The sequence below is a fragment of the Bacteroides sp. BFG-637 genome (assembly GCF_024793605.1).
In the GTDB taxonomy this organism is placed as follows: domain Bacteria; phylum Bacteroidota; class Bacteroidia; order Bacteroidales; family Bacteroidaceae; genus Bacteroides; species Bacteroides vicugnae.
Map to the genome: position 1 here is coordinate 92,891 of NZ_JANUPD010000002.1, position 20,481 is coordinate 113,371.

The 20,481-nt window shown below is 42.7% G+C and carries 11 protein-coding genes; 4 read left to right on the forward strand and 7 right to left on the reverse strand.

Annotated elements, in window-relative coordinates; genetic code table 11:
• Positions 1-17 precede the first annotated feature (17 nt).
• A complete protein-coding gene (gene pyrH / locus NXX38_RS00440) occupies positions 18-728 on the forward strand; it encodes a UMP kinase (RefSeq protein ID WP_195649161.1) in 711 nt (236 codons plus the stop codon).
• 105 nt (positions 729-833) lie between these two features.
• On the opposite strand, the gene NXX38_RS00445 is transcribed toward pyrH, so the two are convergent.
• The 7 genes from NXX38_RS00445 to NXX38_RS00475 all read right to left on the reverse strand — a co-directional run bounded on the left by NXX38_RS00445 (position 834) and on the right by NXX38_RS00475 (position 17,479).
• The gene (locus NXX38_RS00445; protein WP_195649162.1) at positions 834-2,387 is read right to left on the reverse strand and encodes a hypothetical protein; all 1,554 of its coding nucleotides are present in this window, start codon (positions 2,385-2,387) and stop codon (positions 834-836) included.
• Between the two features lie 10 nt (positions 2,388-2,397).
• Positions 2,398-3,810: an agarase gene (locus tag NXX38_RS00450; protein WP_258978283.1), complete on the reverse strand. Its 1,413-nt coding sequence runs from the start codon at positions 3,808-3,810 to the stop codon at positions 2,398-2,400.
• 3 nt (positions 3,811-3,813) lie between these two features.
• The gene (locus NXX38_RS00455; RefSeq protein ID WP_258978284.1) at positions 3,814-6,477 is read right to left on the reverse strand and encodes a glycoside hydrolase family 2 TIM barrel-domain containing protein; all 2,664 of its coding nucleotides are present in this window, start codon (positions 6,475-6,477) and stop codon (positions 3,814-3,816) included.
• 11 nt (positions 6,478-6,488) lie between these two features.
• Positions 6,489-8,603, reverse strand: a complete 2,115-nt coding sequence (locus NXX38_RS00460) for a BACON domain-containing protein (RefSeq protein ID WP_258978285.1) — start codon at positions 8,601-8,603, stop codon at positions 6,489-6,491.
• Between the two features lie 25 nt (positions 8,604-8,628).
• Positions 8,629-10,242: a RagB/SusD family nutrient uptake outer membrane protein gene (locus tag NXX38_RS00465; protein ID WP_258978286.1), complete on the reverse strand. Its 1,614-nt coding sequence runs from the start codon at positions 10,240-10,242 to the stop codon at positions 8,629-8,631.
• 14 nt (positions 10,243-10,256) lie between these two features.
• Positions 10,257-13,316 carry a TonB-dependent receptor gene (locus NXX38_RS00470; protein ID WP_258978287.1) on the reverse strand — a complete coding sequence of 1,020 codons (3,060 nt, stop codon included), beginning with the start codon at positions 13,314-13,316 and terminating at the stop codon, positions 10,257-10,259.
• A gap of 131 nt (positions 13,317-13,447) precedes the next feature.
• Positions 13,448-17,479 carry a response regulator gene (locus NXX38_RS00475; protein WP_258978288.1) on the reverse strand — a complete coding sequence of 1,344 codons (4,032 nt, stop codon included), beginning with the start codon at positions 17,477-17,479 and terminating at the stop codon, positions 13,448-13,450.
• Between the two features lie 377 nt (positions 17,480-17,856).
• Between NXX38_RS00475 and NXX38_RS00480 the strand changes: the two genes are divergently transcribed.
• The 3 genes from NXX38_RS00480 (at position 17,857) to rsgA (ending at position 20,411) form a co-directional block, all read left to right on the forward strand.
• On the forward strand, positions 17,857-18,768 hold the full coding sequence (locus tag NXX38_RS00480) for a DMT family transporter (RefSeq protein ID WP_148365279.1): 912 nt from the start codon (positions 17,857-17,859) through the stop codon (positions 18,766-18,768).
• Between the two features lie 51 nt (positions 18,769-18,819).
• Positions 18,820-19,380 carry a ribosome recycling factor gene (frr, locus tag NXX38_RS00485; protein WP_004299198.1) on the forward strand — a complete coding sequence of 187 codons (561 nt, stop codon included), beginning with the start codon at positions 18,820-18,822 and terminating at the stop codon, positions 19,378-19,380.
• A 98-nt stretch (positions 19,381-19,478) separates the two neighbouring features.
• The gene (gene rsgA, locus NXX38_RS00490) at positions 19,479-20,411 is read left to right on the forward strand and encodes a ribosome small subunit-dependent GTPase A (RefSeq protein WP_148365280.1); all 933 of its coding nucleotides are present in this window, start codon (positions 19,479-19,481) and stop codon (positions 20,409-20,411) included.
• The last annotated feature ends 70 nt before the right edge of the window (positions 20,412-20,481 follow it).

Consider the following 20,481-nt stretch of genomic DNA (forward strand, 5'->3'; position numbering starts at 1 on the left):
AATAAAAAGCAAAAGGTATGGCAAAGTATAAAAGAATCTTACTAAAGCTCAGTGGAGAGAGCTTGATGGGCGAAAAGCAATATGGCATTGACGAAAAAAGACTGGCAGAATATGCTCAACAAATCAAAGAAATCCACGAACAAGGGGTACAGATTGGTATCGTCATCGGAGGAGGCAACATATTCCGCGGATTAAGCGGAGCCAATAAAGGTTTTGACCGTGTGAAGGGGGACCAAATGGGGATGTTGGCTACCGTTATCAATAGCCTCGCTCTAAGTTCTGCTCTTGTAGCTACCGGTGTAAAAGCACGTGTATTGACCGCAGTACGGATGGAACCTATCGGTGAATTCTACAGTAAATGGAAGGCCATCGAATGTATGGAAAACGGTGAAGTGGTTATCATGTCTGCAGGAACGGGAAATCCTTTCTTTACTACAGATACCGGTTCTTCACTAAGAGGAATAGAAATCGAAGCAGACGTTATGCTGAAAGGTACTCGCGTAGATGGCATTTACACAGCTGATCCTGAAAAAGATCCTACCGCAACCAAATTCGATGACATTACGTATGATGAAGTATTGAAACGTGGTCTGAAAGTTATGGATTTAACTGCGACCTGTATGTGCAAAGAAAATAATCTGCCTATCGTCGTATTTGATATGGACACAGTAGGTAACTTAAAGAAAGTAATCAGCGGAAAAGAGATAGGTACGTTAGTACACAATTAATCAGAAAATAAAAAGTGCGAATTTTGCAGTAGTAGTTTTTATCAAAGCTATACAGCAAAATTCGCACTTTGTCTTTCTTTTCAAATATTATATCGAAACGAATACCTATTTATCAAAATACTGGATCAAATCATACGCATTAAAATTCAATTCGCGGGCAAAGAAAGATAAATAAGGAAACAACTGATAAGAATTATCATAAAGACCCTTATTGGCAGGTTTCGACGAATTATCCGTACCATCATCATCCTGATATTTAAACCAATGCCATCCGATACAATTCTTAGCTTCAAGCAATCCTAATGTAAAATGCTGATAAGCATAAGCCCTCTCATTTTGTGTAGGAACAGAATATCCGGCTCCCGACTGGTTATTCAGATCGGAATCCTCCACCCCTTTCGTATAAAACTCACTTACAAGAAACGGCTTATCCGCCCAACTTGCCCAGTCTGCAATCGCTGTTGTCAGTTCAGGATTCCAACGACTATAATAGTTGATAGAAATGACATCACAATATTTTCCGGCAGCTCTCATCACTCCCTCCATATATTTAGGAGTTCCATGCAATCGAGTCCCCAGATAAAGCAGCTTATCATCTACTTTCATCACTGCCTCCTTCACTGCTTTATAATATTTCTCTGCTACGATACCTGCAAACTCATTATTCAAGGCATCCGTCACACTTTGTGTACCCTTGGAATCCATAAAGGCTTTTGCTGCAACATAAGCCGGGTCATTCGAACTGTTAATAGCCAGGAAACGATCCAAAATCCGGGAACTGTTTGAAGAGAAGTTTATCTCATTATCCGAGAAGAAACCCAATACATTTGGATCACGCAGATAATCTGCGAAAGCACTACCTGCCAAATATGATTCACACCATTCAGCCCATCCATTATAAAACACAAAGCCTGCAGCATTATCATCACTTCCTCCGGGATAATTATAAGATTTCGCACTCTTAAACTGACTTAGAAAAGCAAAGGAAGGTGCCAAAGTCAACGGACTGCTCGGATTGGAAGCATTATGAGTCTGAATCAACGAGTACGTTCCTGTACAGAATGCACCTGTACCATGAAAACCGATCTCACTCAATTCACGTTGAGTGGTGGACAACCACTTCTCATCAGTTCCAAACCTATTATTCCAAGCTGTTTTATTACGACTGGAAGTCCCCTTACGCAAAGAAGTCGCACTACGTTCCAGATGCAGATAACCTTCCGGATCAACCAACCACCAACGTCCATCTATCTTCTTCGTATAAAACCTGCCCGTAGCTGCTTGTTTCGGAAGCGTTGTCGAACTTCCATACTTATTCACCGACTCCTGATATGCTTTCAATGTCTTAATAGCCGGTTTATATCCATCCATATAAGCAATAATACGTGTATTCCCCGTTGTCCAACTGGATATGGGAGGATAGGCACTGGAATACTTGACACTGATAGGACGATACATATTGGTATTTAATGACGGAGCATATACCACAGAAGCTCCGGGAACGGGCAAATCTTCCGGGTATTCCGACTCCACATCTCCCTCACCCATCACTATATCAGGAGGCATAAAATTAGGGTCCTTATCATCATCATCCGTACAAGAAACCATAGGAATAGAACTTATAAACAGTAAAGCTCCCAGTATAAATATTTTTTTCATGATATGTATTTTATTGATTGTTATTTGATTGTTGATCGAACCAGTCGGCCAAACGATAGGCATTGATATTCAATTCTTTCATAGCATCGGCCAACGGTTTATAAAGATTGTATTCATTATCTATCAGCCCCTTGTTAGAGTCCAGATTCGAAGGATCTGCCCCTTTTGCCGTCGGATCATTATCCTGATAACGGAACCAGTGCCATCCGACACAATTTCCACTTTCCAATAATCCTAAAACAAAATGCTGATAGGCATATCCACGTTCCTGTTGAGTTTGAACGGTAAAACCTGCTCCTGTCGTATTCGCCAGTCCGGAATCCATTCCTTTCGTATAAAATTCCGTGATGATGAAAGGTTTTTGAGCCCATTCTCCCCAATGTTTCATGGTCTTCTCACTCGGCGTCCACGCTCCATAGTAGTTAATTGCAACGACATCACAATACCTGCCTGCCGCTTCCACAATCTGGCGGATAAACTTCGGTTTTCCATGTAAACGACTGCCTAGATAAAGATGATTGGGATCATACTTCCGAATTGCTTCCGATACTACTTTATAATATCGTTCAGCTACCACCCCTGCAAACTCCTCCCGGTGCTCATCGGTTATTTGCTGCGAAGTAATTCCCTGCTTTTTCAACCAGGATTCCGCATACACTCTTCCCGGATCATCAGGGTTCTGTAAAGTCAGATAACCTTCCAGATTCTTGGGTCCGAACGGAAGTTCATTATCCGAGAAATAACCAATGATGTTTTTATCCATTTTATTCGCAACCAGTTTTTGTGCCATCTCATCGCAATAAGTTTCGAATTCCGGGTCAAAAACGAAAATACACTGATTAGGATATCCCGTGTTACCAGGTAACTGATAAGTTCCTCCCCGTTTCTTACCATATCCGCTCATCAAGTTAAGAATGATTGAGCGGGTCAAAACCTCCTTGTGGGATGCATTGTAAGAAGCAATCGCCTCTTCGTTACTCCAAGAGCCCGCACCGGAAAAGCCCAGTGAATGAATCAACTGTGCCGTCCCTTCGATCCATTTTTCTTCCGTACCGAATTTATCCAGCATGGCTTGTTTATTGCGTTCAGAGGTACCCAAACGTACTCCAACCACCACTTTCTGTAAATGCCGATATCCGTCGGGATCAATCATCCACCAACGATTTCCAATACGTTCCACTCTAAAAAATCCAGTAGCCCGGTGCCTCGGAGCATCCAAATCACTTCCATACTCATTTACATGCACTTTATCAGTAGCTTTAAAACCATCCAGTTGAGCAATGGTACGGGTATCATACTCCTTCCATGGAAGATCTTTCTGTCCTTTCACCCACGGACGGGCAGTGACCTTAAATGCGTGCCCCTGTCCATAGCCCAACTGGGACAACAGCAGTAAAAACAATATAACTATACTATTTTTCATGTTCTAATATTCTTTTACGATTCGTATTGCATTTAAAATAGGCACAGACTCCACCGCTCCAAAACGAATGACAAGCCCTTTTCCCTTTGAAACCGGAACAATATATTTTTTAATGACCGCACGTTCGGAACCGTATTCTTCTGCAATATTCATTTGCCCGGCGACAGATACCCCATTTATATCCACAGAAAATACCCGGTTTGCATACTCCTCTTTCACCACATCATTTCCTAAATTATACACCAAAGCCTCTCTTTTATTTTCGGAAGTAAGTTCCGTCCAATACAAATATACAGCATAGACACCATCCGGCACATCCGCTTTAAAGGCCTCAATACCTACCCGTTGCGTCTGAAAGATAGGATCCTGATCCGTTCCCAGTATATCAGTGTCGCTGGCAGGCAAAGAACCGTAACGAGTCTTATTCGGAGCCACTTTTCCGCCAATATATCCCCATGAGCCTTTTTCATAAGCCTGTTCGGGTATCCAGCACAGTTCTGCTGTCCGGTCCTCGAAATAGCGTTGAGCACCCAATAATACATTGACTTCCGTAAAGCCGCTCTTCACATTGACACATTGGAAATTGCAAACATACTGGTCACGATATTCGCGTCCCTCTTTTTCAATTACAGCATCTACCACATTCTCTCCGTTGACAAAAGGAATATCCACAGAAACGACCTTATCCGATACCGGATATACTCCCAAACTCTTTCCATTTAAAAAGACTTCCACCTTATCTGCATTGGTATACACCTTCAAAGGTTGCGTACAGCTCTTTCCATCCCGACTGGCTCCCGCCCTATTCTTCCATGACTTAGAAGCAATGTGCAGGACAGGCGACTCTTTCAGATAAACCTGATAAAGATAATATCCATCTTTACGTTCTCTATCCGTACTTACCACCCCTTTATTGTTCACATGAGGCATGGCGTTTCTTCTGGCTTCAGAATAAAAATCATTCAAGTTCCAAACCATAGCTCCCACGATATAATCCCTCTTTAGAATTTCAGGCAAGTAATGTTCGTGGTAGATGGAACCAAATTCACAACTAAAGTCAAACCGCATCGGCGAAAAAGAGTGAATACGAGTATCCACATCCGCCCCGTATTCGGTAATGAGCAACGGTTTGTGAGGAAACTCCCTGTGAAGTTCTTCCAGTTTCTCTTCAAATCCACTCAAGCTACCACCATACCATCCATTATAAAGATTAAAACCCAATAACATCGGTAATTCTGTAATTCCCGCTTCCTGATAGATTTGAGAAGTAGAATGACAAGGCAACATGGTATAGCGTTCCGAATCCAGACTTCTGATCTGCGCCTCAACCGCCGAAGCTATTTGATGAAGGAATGTCATGTAGTCCGCCCGCTCCTTCTTATTTTCGGGGTTAAAAGGAGGACGCAAAAGCACTTCATTCATATAAGCCCAAATGATAACAGATGGATAATTATAGTTCTGACAAACCATTTCTGTCACCTGTTCCACGCAATTATCCATAAATGCTTTACTTTGAGTGATGGCATTCACTACCGGAATTTCAACTGAAGTCAATAGTCCTAACTTATCACACATTTGCATCACAACCGGATCTTGCGGATAATGAGCCACTCGCAGGAAATTACTTCCCATATCCTTGCTCAACTGTACATCCCGGATATGCATTTCATCCCGCAAAGCATTTCCCATTCCTTTGTAATCCTGATGCCGACTGGTACCAATCAATTTCCGATATTTCCCATTCAAGAAAAAACCTTTCTCCGCATCAAAATGATATTCACGAATTCCCAACGGATTGACAACACAATCGAGCACCTCCTCTTTTTTATTCTTCAGACGGCTATACACCTTATATATATAAGGAGAGTCCACATCCCAACGTTTAGGCTGCGTAATAGTCATGAGCGATTCAAAAGCTACATTCTTTTCTTCCGCCTTCACATTTACTTTCTTTTGTGAAAGCGCTACTCTGTTACCATCTGCATCCAAAATCTCCGTTTCAAGAATCAATGATTGATTACTCTTCAAAGCATTGGACAAGAATGTCTTCACTGAAATATTTGCTTGCAAATCCGTAATCTTCGATGCTTTGAGATATACACCACTAGAAGCGTAATGAGTAGCAGACAGTTGCACAGGAGAAGTATACACCAGATAAACATCCCGATAGATTCCCCCGAAGAAAGTAAAGTCCGCCGAAAGAGGAGCAATATCCGGATTATGCGAGTTGTCAACACTCACAGCTATCAGATTGCGTCCGGCATGAACATAATCAGTCACGTCAAACGTAAAAGCGGAATAACCACCTTTATGATTTCCAACAAACGTTCCATTCACAAACACATTCGTTTCCTGATTGGCCCCCTCAAAACTAAGATAGACTCTTTGTTCGGGGATCAGTTCCTCCACTGTCACCAGTTTCCTGTACCAGCCTTTTCCCCGGAAATAACCGGGAATTTCATCCTCTGCATCTTTTGCATTCCACGTATGAGGAATGGAAACATCAGTCCAACCGGAAATATCAAAGTCAGCAGTGGACGCATCTCCCTCAAAGAGGGAGAACTTCCAACCGTCATTAATCGTTTGCGTCACACGCTGACTATAAACCGTGCCGGTCATAACCAGTAACAAACAGGCTAAAATTGTTTTTTGATATACCTTATACATACCTAATACCATTATTTCGAAATTGAACGGACTGCACGAACAAATCTTTTACCGTCTTTTTTAGCATTCGATTTATCCCAGGCAAGCGGTTTTCCAAAACGTACATAAAATGCGCTTGTACCGCTCGACGTTTCGCGACTAGCCCAATAAGAATCTCCGGTAGCAGATGCTGCTCCCGTATTCATGATAGTTCCTCCTGCACCAGTAATCACTTGATCCCAAGCTGTACGGTTTGCTTTCTCAAAATCAGTAATTGCATCCGGGTTATTCTCCGTTGCATCTGCCACTGCAGTCCCATTATAAGTTTCAAACATCTGTTCCAAATCCGTTCTCGTAGGCCAATACCATCCGGAACCTTTATCCATACAATATTTAAGAGCGGGCATTTCTGCTGCATTCGGCAATGCTGCCAACGCAGTAGTATTTGCCAAGCCATTGTCATTGGATAAAGTTAAACCGGTAGAAGCCGGAGAGCTTGCCGTAGACCATGCCAGATTCTCTCTGTCCAATGACATAATCTTAGCCTTACCACGATTAGTACCATCTACCCAGAACACAATGCCTCCTTTTAACGAACCATTATCCGCAATCACCTGTCCCACCGCAAACTCGGAACTTAAAAGCCCTCTTTGTGTAATAGTAACTTCTTGCTTAGGTGCATTCGCTCCGCTTCCGGCTATTACCGTAGCAGTCGTTATCCGGTTAGAACTATTCAAATTAGGAGATAATGTCCAGAAATAAAGAGTTTTACTTGTTACATCAACATACGCTTTCACCCAAGACTCATCAGTTATATTTACTGTAAATTCTGTTTCATCAGAAATCATCGTTATTCCTTCTGATTTCGTCACAGCATCAGGAGTAATAGTCACGGTATTTGTACTTAACTCGAGAGAAGCGCCTCCTTCAGCCGCAACATTCTGATTCACCGTTACCTCCACCGACTTAGCGGCTGTGCCAGTACCGGCTGTAACCGTAGCAATAGTCGTACGAACATCGCCAGTGGTATTTTTAGATTTTGCCTTGAACGTAACTGTTGTGCCCGAAATAATATACGAAAGCCAGGAATCATTTGCCAAAACCACACTAAATACCGTTTTATTGGATGTCAATGTCACATTTGCTTCCGCTTCATTAGCTCCTTCCAATGTCACAGGATTCGGATTAACCGTCAATGTTGCCGGTTCTTCAGGATAAGTATAATCACCGATTGTACGCATACATCTCACAAAACGGTTAGTAGCAGTCTTATTTCCTGCGTCAGCTCCCGATTTACCGAAACGTACCCAATAAGCCTGATTACCCGCTGCGTTTTCCGTACTCGACCAATAGCTTTCGCCATTGCCCGAACCGGCAGCCTCGTTCATCACATCACCTTGTAAATCAGTCAACATCTTATCAAATGCAGCACGTGCCGCCTTCTCTACTTCCGTCAGTTTATCAGGTACGGCTGAAATAAAATCCGGATCAGCATGTCCAACACCATTATAGGCATCAAACAATTCCCATAATTCATCACGGGCAGGCAGATACCATCCGTCACCCAACGACTGGCAATATGCTACCGCATCATTTGCCGACGTAGAAGTGAACAAGGCAGAATTAGCATATCCGTTGACGGTGGAAAGTGCATTATGAGACATCACAGAAGCCTCGAAAGGATTCCCTCCCTGACGCTTCACTGAAACCGCTTTTCCTACCATATTATCCGAAGGATCTACCCAGAAAATCATACCGATACCCTCATCCACACTTTGTCCTATCTTCAAAGAAAGATCCGGTTCTTTAGAATCCTGGGTAACCGTCACCTCCACTGTATATGAGCCGCAAGTCAGTTTCACAACAGTCGTTCTTGCATCTTCACCGTCATTTTGTGCCAAGGCCGTGTAGACAACACTTTTAGAACTTACATCTACAGAAAGCCACTCCGCTTCATACTGTGCAACAACCTGACCGACATTAGTATATAACAGCGACGTAACAGAAGAACCCGCCGCTTTCGCCAAATTCACTTTTGTATCTTTACAATTAAATTCAGGCATCACGCGTACCGATGCATCATCGACACAGGAAAGCAATCCCAGATTTAAAATCAATAAGAAGTATATTATTTTTTTCATATTCATTCATGTTTTACAGATAATCAATCGCTTAATACCAGTTCTCATTCTGTGGGAAATTCTCTTTCCCCATCAAGTCAATCTGTTCCTGTGGAATAGGCCAACATTCGTGCTTTCCAACCACAAAACTGGTACGGCATTCCGCATAGTCTTTATCCAGATAAGGGTTTTCAGCCTTCGTCTCGCCATAATGCGCTTTCACTCTTTCGCCCAAGAGTCCCAAACGTTTCAACAAAGGCCAGCGAACGCCTTCAAAATTCAACTCACGGGCATATTCATCCAAAAGTATATCCTGTGTCAGAGGACCTGCAAATTTATCATTTCCCGCACGTTCCCATGTTTTATTGTAACAGCGCAAAGCATCTGTACTCATACCTCCGTCACGACGCATATATGCCTCTGCCGCCATTAAGTAAGTTTCTGCCAGTCGATAGACAATCAGATCCTTGAAACCCGTTGTCCGGTCCGGATTATCAGCCGTCGTCCATTGGTCAAAGTATTTTTTCGACATAAAATGCAGTGTTTCACAATAGCTGGAACTCTGTGTTAGAGGAATCAATTCTCCATATTTAGGAGAAGTCGGGTCATTGTATTTAAAACGGTGAATAAACAACTCATTATATCGCGTATCTTTTGCCTGATCGTACAGACTCAACAGATAGGTATTCGGATAAATACGTCCCCAACCATATCCACCCTGATCGGCCGTATTGATACAACCTGAAATTTTATTGATCCGGGTAGTGGTTTGAATAGAGATACGATGTCCGGCAACCGGAGTTCCGGAACCACCTCCACCCAAGTTTTGTGAATATTGGAAACTCCATAACACTTCCGGAGATTTCAAATCTGCCCCATTAAATACATTCTCGGCTTTCTTTTCCATCGAGTAGATGCCTTCCTGCTTAAAGATATCCTCACATTCCTCAATGGCTGTATCCCAATCCGACTCCCACATGGCAACCTGTGCACGGACATGTTTGGCAGTAGCTTTTGTTACCCGTCCATACAATACATTTCCATTATTTAGAGGAAGCGACCAGTCCAATCCTTTCATGGCATCGTCCAAGTCAGTTGTAATCAGTGTCATCAGTTCTGCGTGAGAAGCCGGTTTGTATTCCCGTTTCAGATTGTCGACAGTGGTCGGGGTGATATTCAGATAAAGACGGTCAAAGCGTTTCCAGAGTTCAAAATAGCTCCGTCCTCTGAAGAATTTCGCTTCACTCCATGCATGGAGCACATCGCTGTCGTCCAGCCCCAGGGCTTCTGCGGCTACAATAATTTCATTTGCTTTTCCAATAATACCATAGTGATATTTCCAGAACTTATTGACATCCCCAGTACTTGGAGTAAAGCTCGTATTCAAACGTCCGATTGAAGTAGAAACACCTGCTCTAAGTATCGCAATATCCGTATTAAAGTCACACATAGTAACGATGTACAGATTGGATTCATTATTATCCGCTCCACCCGGCAATTCACGTGCCAGAGAGTACAGACCTGTGACAGCTGTATTCAACCCTTCGGGAGTAGTGAACAGATAATTGTTCGTCACGTCTGTCTTTGATTCCAGATTTAATAAATCCGAGCAGGAAGCGGTCAACATTCCGCAGATGACAAAGGCTGTATATATTAACTTTTTCATAAGGATTCTTTATTTTAGAATGAAACATTGACACCAAATACATATTGTTTGGACTCCGGATAAGACCCGGGAGTCAGTTCGGGACTATAAGACTTAAACTCCGTAAATGTCAGCAAATTAGTAGCAGTTGCATACAGACGCAATTTATGAATCGGAGTATTCTTCAATAGTCCGGCCGGGAAAGTATATCCCAATTGTAAGGTGCGTAAACGGATATAAGATGCATCCTGAATAGCGATGGCACTCAAATAAGAAGGGTCTGCACTATAAGAAGGACGCGGGAATTTGTTCGACGGATTGAACGGAGTCCAGTAATCCACCTTCACTCCATTCAGTTTTCCGCGCAAAGAACCTCCGGAATTATAGTCATACAAATAACTATTCTTTATCTTTCTGCCGGAAACTCCATACCAATCCATGAACAAGTCAAATCCTTTCCAGTTCCATGTGGAAGAAAGAGAGACGGTAAATTTCGGATCCTTCCGGATAGGCACTCTGTCATCTGCCGTGATCTTTCCATCTCCATTGTTATCACGCACCTTAACCATACCCGGTTCAATAGCGCCGCCGTAATCAATCGGGCTGTCGGCTACACCGTCATTGTTACTGTCATAGGTGTTTTTCAGCATATATACCAGATTCCCCGTACCGTCACGAGTGATATCAAAATCATCATACTGAAAAATTCCGTCTACCAGATAATCATAATATACATTAATCGGTTCTCCGATAATCCACCCCTGTGCTACCTGACTGGCTGGTTTACCATTTTCATCGAGCGTATCGTCAATACGGACAATTTCATTCTTATACATACTGAAATTGGTTCCAAGCGACCAGGTAAACTCTTTCGTACGTATCACATCACCATTTAAAGAAAGATCGATACCACTGGATTTCGTCTTTCCCAGATTATCCAGCATAGTGGTATATCCAAGTGATGCATTCAAAGAGCGTTCCACCAATAGATCTTTCGTATGCGTATTGTAATATTCCACCGTACCATTCAGGCGACCATTGAAGAAACTAAAATCAACACCTAAATTAGCCGTTGCAGACTGTTCCCATTTCAAGTTCGGGTTAGAAAGCTCCTTACCCGGCAAATATCCCATCTGGAAAGTATCTCCAAACTCATATCCTTTATTATCTGCGAGCCCCAAAGTAGTGTAATTGCCGATACCGTTCTGATTACCAACAATACCATAACTGACACGCAGTTTGAGGTTATCAATCCACGACACATCTTTTAGGAAATTCTCCTGATTTACACGCCAGGCAAAAGCAGCCGACGGGAATGTACCCCATTTATTTTCTTTTCCGAAACGGCTGGAACCGTCGCGACGAACAGCCACATTCAACAGATAACGGTCTAAAAGCGAATACTGTGCACGAGCCATGAACGACACCAGATTATTTTCATTAAACTGACGACGGGGCTTGCCTGTAAACTCACCTTGAGAAATGAAATTCCAGTCTTTATCTACCGGAAGATTCTCTACTGAATAGCCGATAGACTTCGAGCCATTATGGTCGACAGACTGCACACCGGTCAACGTCAACTGATGTTTCTTATTGCGGATAGGCACTTTATAAGTCACAATATTCTCCACCAGCCAGTTCTGCGTGCGTGATTCGTCGAGCACAGCTGTTCCTCCGCCTCCCGGATATTGGGAATCTTTATAGGAGCCGTCTTCAGATGTCTGATTATAAACGGAAGTATTCAGACGATAATTGAATCCCTTGAAAGGTTTCACATCCATAAAAAAGTTCAGGCGGTAATTATCGCGGGAGACTTCACGTCCGTAATGCTGGGCACGGTACAAAGGATTATAATTTCCTTCCGAGTTGATATACTTTGTATACTTGCCATCCGCATCGTATATTTCCGCCAATGGGGAACTGGTAATAAAATCATTAAAGTTACCATCCTCACGATCTTGTTTAGTCATCGCATAAGAAGAATTGATACCAAAACTAATCCACTTTGATATTTCAAAGTCCAGATTCAACCTTAAAGAAAACTTCTGGTATCCCGATCCGGTAACCACCATTCCCTGTTGGTCAAAATAGTTGGCACCTGCCGATACTTTGATTTTCTCTGTTCCTCCACGTACACTGACATCATGATTATGGTAAATTGCATTTCTGAACATTTCTTTTTCCCAGTCGATAAACTTTCCGCTGGCCCATACCCGCTGCATAACCTCATCTTCCAATGCCTCGGCTATCGAAATCTCACGTGCATCAACAATTCCCTTATCATGTGCCTTCGCTTCACGGCGAAGCTGCATATATTCTTCGGGAGAATAAAAATCAAAATTTCTCCATAGGGACTGGATACCCAGATAACCATTATAACTGACTTCCACCTTTCCGGCTTTACCGCGTTTGGTAGTAACCAGTACCACACCGTCACTGGCACGTGCTCCATAAATAGCCTGCGATGCAGCATCCTTCAGAATTTCAACCGACTCAATATCGTCCGCACTCAACGTGCTAAACTCCGTTGCACTGGAAGGAGAACCATCTATGATATATAAAGGAGCATTGTCCGCACTGATAGAACGGGAACCGCGAATGGTGATCGAAGGAGTCGATCCCGGACGTCCCGAACTGCTCGTTACATTCACACCTGCGGCACGTCCACGCAACATATCAGCCACATTGCCGGCGGGAAATGTCTTCATTTCATCCGCTTTGACCGAGGCTACCGAAGTTGCCACATCACTCTTACGCTGAACTCCATAACCGACAACGACCAATTCATCGAGCATTTTCGACTCTTCTACCATATCCACATTCAATACCGTTTTCGTACCGACACGTATCTTCTGTTCCTTATATCCTATACAAGAGAAAACAAGGGTAGATTTTGCAGATACACTGATTGAATATTTTCCATTTACATCCGTCACTGTACCGTTAGTAGTCCCCTCCTCCATAATATTAGCTCCGGGGATTGGTCCAAGTGCGTCTGTCACAACTCCAGAAACTCTGACGTTTTGAGCACTAACCTCTAAAGAGATAAGAAAGGCTGTCAGGAACACAGCCCATTTAATTACGATGTTTTTCATACTATGTAATAATTTGAATGATTACAGCGCAAAAATCCAAATAATTAGCGATTTCGAATAATAGAATCGTCCGTATAAAAGTTCAAATAGTACAATTCTCGCTAAGAGATAAACACATAAAACGCTATATATTAACAACTTGCGTGTTTTCTTCGATAAGCAGCCGGAGTAATATCATAAGCATTCTTAAAGCACCGGATAAAATAACTTGGATTAGAAAAGCCGTAATCAAATGCTATATCAGCAATCAGGGCATTGGGATCATTGATTAATTTTTCTGTTGCCTTTTTCAGTCTCAAAGATAAAATAAAGTCATTCGGGGTCTGTCCGGTCAATGCTTTCAGTTTGGTGAAAAGCAACGTTCTGCTCATGCACATCTCCCGTGCAAAAGTGGCTACGTCAAAGTCTGCATTATCAATATAAGATTCCACAATCGCCGTAGCATCCATCAGCATCTTTTTATCGATCGGATTAAATGGAAGATCTTCCACTTTAGGTTCATCATTCCGGGCAAACCGCTGCTGGAGCAGTTTACGAGTCTGGATGATATTATTGCAACGGGCCACCAATATCTTGATATTGAAAGGTTTGGAGATATAATCATCCGCTCCCGTCTGCAAGCCCTCTAAGGTATGTTCTTCCCGGTTGCGGGCAGTCAGCAATACCACAGGAATATGACTGGTCTGCAAATTGCTTTTCAACTTCTCGCACATCTCCAGGCCGGACATGACTGGCATCATAATATCACTCACAATCATCTGTGGTTGTAGTGAAGAAGCCTGCTCCAATCCTTCCTGTCCGTCGGCAGCCGTATATACATCATATATCTGTTCAAAAATCTGTGCCAACACCTTACGCATCTCCGGGTTATCCTCCACAATCAGTATTTTCACCGTTTTATCCGGCTTCACCATTTCCGAGATTTCTTGAGGCTCTATTACATAATGTTCGGCAACGCGTTCATCTGCAGAGGAAGATGCTTCCACATTCACATTTGCATCCCGGTGAAGAGTAACGATAAAAGACGTTATTCCATTCGGCTCACTTTCCACTCCGATAGTTCCCTGATGCAATTCCACAATACCTTTTGCCATTGCCAGCCCGATACCCGATCCTTTGACAGTCCGTGTAGTTGTTGCCGAATCATCCTGCCAAAACCGTTCAAATACATGTTTGATCTTGGACTTTTCAATACCGACACCCAAATTGTTGACTGAAATCACAATGTCATTCTCTCCTTCCGCTGCCAATTCTACAGAAATCCAGTCACCGGGCTTCGTATATTTAAAAGCGTTGGACAATAGATTATAGAACACTTTCTCTATCTGCGTCTTGTCAATATACAAATCCGCTTCTTTCAAAGTGGAAGAAAAACGGAGATCGATCTTATTCAGCTGCGCATAGCTATAGAAAGAACAACAAATCTCCTCTATCACCGCAACAATATTCTCTTTGGAAATTTTCAATTTCAGATATCCCTGATCCTGCTTACGGATATCAATCACCTCATCCACCAGATTATTCATCCGGCGGGAGTTCTTATAAATCTCCAAAATCTTATTATACACCTCGGGGATCATGTCTTTATGCATCAGGAGCATCTCAAGCTGACTGGATATAAGCGTTAACGGAGTACGGAACTCATGCGATACATTGGTAAAGAAACGTAGTTTGGACTGGTTCACATTTTCGATATACTCTTTTTCCCGTTTCTCGGCCAATAGAGAATGTTGCAAGGTTTTCCGTATCCAGAACATACGGATAATATAGCCTGCAATAAGGATACCTGCCAATATCATCAGCAAAATAAACCATGCCCGTTGATAAACGGGAGCCTCCACTATCAGCTCAAAACTGGCAGAAGGTGCTTCCTGATCGTGAATGCGCAACTGGTCGCCACGAACATGAAAAGTATAACGCCCCGGATGAAGATTGGTATAAGTAACCATCGTATTATCTCCCGCCTTCATATATTCGTTATCAAATCCTTCAAGTTTATATTCCAGACCGATGTTGGAAATATTATTCAGGGTATTACTCGCTATCTCAAAAGTGACGGAAGAATACCTGGGCGGCAATACTAATTGATGTTCATACAATACCGTTTCCTTGATAAGTCCCAACGAATCAAGGGGTTGAATTTCCGTATTATCCACAAGCACGCGTTTTACGAACACATTATACTCCACAGACTGCTTGTTCAGTTTCTCCTGGGCTATGGAAACGATACCTGCCAGTCCACAGACATAAATATCGTGGTCGGACGCAATGTACAGCCCTCCGTCATTCACGTTATTCAAGGGAAAATCACTCTGCCTGTTATAGTTCTCGAATGTGGTAGTGGCTAGATTGAATTTAGAGAAACCGCCATTCGTTGCCACATAAATGGAACCGTCCAGCGGACTCTCTACCAATCCGGTGATAAATCCATTCTCCAGTCCCTGCTTCGCTCCGTATCCTACAAAGATATCTTTCTTCTTATCGAACAGATAAATTCCCGATCCCGTCGATCCCAGCCATATACGTCCTTTTCTATCACATAAAATGTGATTAATGTGGTGCTGCGCCGTGCTCTGCGCTATTTGAGAGAAAGGATAACTATGGGAAATGCCTGCTTTCAAATTGACCCGTATCAGATCAAAAGAAGTGGTCAGCCATAAATCCCCTTCTTTATCAAACGTCATATCCCAAACCTGCGACAAATGTCTGGAAGCTAAAGAAGGATGTTCGAAATGATGCAACCGGAGATGTTTTTTATCCAATACAAGCAGCCCACCCTTGGCGGCTATCAATAAGGAATCATGACCGGCAAACTCTATCATTTTTACCAGATTATAGGCCCTGTCGACTGTTTTTCCTTCCGGAGTATCGATATTTTCCGAAATAGATTCTATATGTCCGGTCGACAGATTAATCCGGTTGATGCCCTGATAAAGCGAAGCTACCCAAAGATAATCCGGTTCTTTCTCATAATACAGAGACTTCACAATCTTAAAAGACAGCTCTTGAGCATATAAATGTTTAAGCGGGAAAAAACGTTTGGCATGTTTATCATAATAGTTCAATCCGCTTCCTTCACTTGCAAACCAGATCCGCCCGGAACGGTCTTCGGCAATGGAACTGATGATATAGGAATTCAAATGCCCGCCAACAGCCGTAGACGAACGGTAAAAGTGATAAGCATCATTCGCTACATTATAATATTGTATTCCCTGATAGAAAGTGCCCAGCCATAAAGTTCCCGAAGTGTCGTAATGCATCGAAATGATGGAACGTGTATCGGCCGCCTCCACATTCAAGTCATATTCATAATCCGTAAACTCTCCGGTAGAGAGATTTAAAGTCTGCAAACCGGCATAAGTTCCGATATACAGAAGACTATCATTGGCTTGTGTCACATGGCGCACATTATCATGGTTGATCGTATGATCAGCCACCTTATTATATCTGTAATGAGTAAGCTCCCCATTTGCCTCCAACCGGGTAAGTCCCCGGTTTCTGGTAGCTATCCAGATGCTCCCGTTTCTGTCTTCCGTAATTGAATTAACAGCCCCCACATCAATATGACAGGTGATATGAGCAGCCTGATCGATACAATAAATACCCTTGGAAGAAGTACCCACCACCACGGTCTGATTCTGACGAACCATTAGACTGTTCATCAATACATCCCCGCCATCCGAAGAAAATGAAAAGAATAATTCGGGCGCCTGGTCAAGGTCACGATAACGATAGATTTCTTTTCCGGTAGCTATCCACAACGCGTCGTGCGCATAGCAGATTCCTGCAACTTCTCCTTCACGCAGCACCTTAAAGCGGTTCAAACGCATGTCATAAAGCGTCACACTCTGCAAACTACGGATAAAAAGCAATCCTTCCCTGTTTCCGCAAACCTGCCGGATATTATTTATATTGATTGAATAGGGATTCGCGTTATCCGGTTTGAAGACTTCAAATTTACGACCGTCAAAGCGATTCAGTCCGTCTTGAGTACCAATCCATAAAAATCCGAATTCATCCTGATAGAAACAATTGACCGTTTGATGCGAAAGTCCTTGCCTTACATCTTTAAAACGCATATTGATATCCTTCGTCACATTTGCCATGCAACAAAGTACCGATATAAACAGGCAGTAAATAACAAGAAAGTTAGCTTTGGTCATCAGTGTTTTTCGATAATTCGGATGCAATATTCGAGAAAATCCAAGATATATGCAAGCATTTATTCAAAAAACTGTCTGGCTACTACCTGTTAATTATCCCCCGGACTGCATATAACTAATCCCCCGATCGAATAAAATTAATCGTCTGACAGTTGATTCTTTTTCGTCTGACAGTTGTCAGACGAAAGTTCAACAGTAGTCAGACGCAAGTTCAACAACTGTCAGACGATTAATTTTATGCATAAACAAGATTAGTTCCCTCTTTACTAAGAAATAGTTTTTAGCATACGAAAGATTAAATTATACTATCAACCGCCTAAACACTTGTTTATCATTGGTGAACTGCGTACTTTTGCACGCCAATAAAAAATAGAACAATGACCCCAAAAACCAAAGGTTTTATCTATGGAGCGATTGCCGCTGCCAGCTACGGTATGAATCCTCTTTTTGCACTTCCGCTCTATGCAGCCGGAATGAGTGTCGATACCGTTTTATTCTACCGTTATTTCTTCGCCGCAATCGTACTGGGTATTCTGATGAAAATGCAGCATCAATCCTTTGCGCTTCACAAGGCAGACGTTTTGCCCTTAGTCATTATGGGATTGCTATTCTCTTTTTCATCACTGCTTTTGTTTATGAGCTATAATTATATGGATGCCGGAATAGCTTCTACCATTCTCTTTGTCTACCCGGTGATGGTAGCTGTCATTATGGGGATATTCTTCAAAGAAAAGATTTCCGCAATTACCGTCTTTTCCATCCTGCTGGCGCTTTCAGGTATCGCCTTGCTCTATCAGGGAGATGGAAACAAACCGCTGTCGACTTTGGGAATCATCTTTGTTCTGTTGTCCTCACTCTCTTATGCTATATATATAGTAGGCGTGAACCGTTCGACACTGAAAAACCTGCCGACCACCAAGCTTACATTTTACGCCATTTTGTTCGGACTATCGGTTTATATCGTCCGTTTAAATTTTTGTACGGAGCTACAAATAATACCGTCAGTCTGGCTCTGGGCCGACGTACTGACACTAGCCATTCTGCCGACTGCCGTATCACTGATCTGTACCGCACTCGCCATCCATTACATAGGCTCTACTCCAACAGCCATACTGGGTGCCCTGGAACCGGTGACAGCTCTATTTTTCGGTGTTCTCCTGTTTCACGAAAAACTGACTCCCCGGTTAATGGCAGGTATTTTAATGATTATCACCGCTGTTACCTTGATTATCATCGGTAAGTCACTCATAAAAAAGATGGGAATGCTGTTGCAGATGAACAAAAAATAATATACTTTTGCTACTTAATCAATCAAAATGCAATTTTAAATCTCAAAAAATATGGTAGACGTAAAGACTTGCCTTGACAATGCACAAGAAAAAATGGACATGGCCATCATGTATCTGGAAGAAGCACTGGCACATATCCGCGCTGGAAAAGCGAGTGCCCGCTTATTAGATGGTATCCGCGTAGATTCTTACGGAAGTATGGTGCCTATCAGCAATGTAGCAGCAATTACTACTCCGGACGCCCGCAGTATCGTAATCAAGCCGTGGGATAAAAGCATGTTCCGCGTTATCGAAAAAGCAATCATCGACTCTGACCTCGGTATCATGCCCGAAAACAATGGTGAAATGATCCGTATCGGTATTCCTCCTTTGACGGAAGAACGTCGTAAACAACTGGCAAAACAGTGTAAGGGAGAAGGTGAAACAGCTAAAGTAAGTGTACGTAACGCTCGTCGTGACGGTATCGACGCACTGAAGAAAGCTGTAAAAGACGGACTGGCAGAAGACGAACAGAAGAATGCGGAAGCCAAACTGCAAAAAATCCATGATAAGTATATCAAGCAAATCGATGATATGCTGGCTGAAAAGGATAAAGAAATTATGACTGTTTAAATTGAAAATTGAGAATTAAAAATTGAGAAATAAAGTGCGGCATACTACATGTCACAGTTCATTCTCATTTTTTAATTCTCAATTCTCAACCTCAATTTATGAAGGGATTAGTAATCAAAAACACGGGTAGTTGGTATCAGGTGAAAACCGATGACGGACAATCTATCGAATGTAAAATCAAGGGTAATTTCCGACTGAAAGGGATTCGCAGCACCAATCCTGTCGCAGTGGGCGATCGTGTTCAGATTATACTTAATCAGGAAGGAACTGCTTTTATCAGCGAGATCGAAGACAGGAAAAACTATATCATCCGCCGTTCTTCCAATCTTTCCAAACAATCCCACATCCTTGCCGCCAATCTCGACCAGTGTATGTTGGTAGCAACCGTCAACTACCCCGAAACTTCCACTATTTTCATTGACCGCTTTCTTGCATCCGCAGAAGCTTATCGCGTTCCCGTCAAACTAGTATTCAACAAGGTAGATGCTTACGACGAGGATGAACTCCGCTATCTGGACGCACTTATCAACCTATATACACAGATCGGTTACCCTTGTTTCAAGGTTTCTGCAAAAAACGGTAATGGGGTGGACGAAATAAAAAAGGCATTGGAAGGCAAGATCACTTTATTCTCCGGACATTCGGGAGTCGGCAAATCGACTCTTATCAATTCCATACTGCCGGGCATAGAAGCCAAGACCGGCGAGATTTCTTCTTACCATAACAAAGGTATGCACACCACTACTTTCTCCGAAATGTTCCCCGTGGAGGGAAATGGCTACATTATCGACACTCCGGGCATCAAGGGGTTCGGCACATTCGATATGGAAGAAGAGGAAATCGGGCATTATTTTCCCGAAATATTCAAGACTTCCGCCGACTGCAAATATGGCAACTGCACTCACCGTCATGAACCCGGATGTGCCGTACGCAAGGCCGTAGAAGAACACCTTATCAGCGAATCGCGCTATACCTCTTATTTAAATATGCTGGAGGATAAAGAGGAAGGCAAATATCGGGCTGCTTACTGATTAACTCTTTTTTACCCTTTCTTTCTTTAAACCTTTCCCGACGGGGGAAGTCTAATCTCTAAAGATGTAT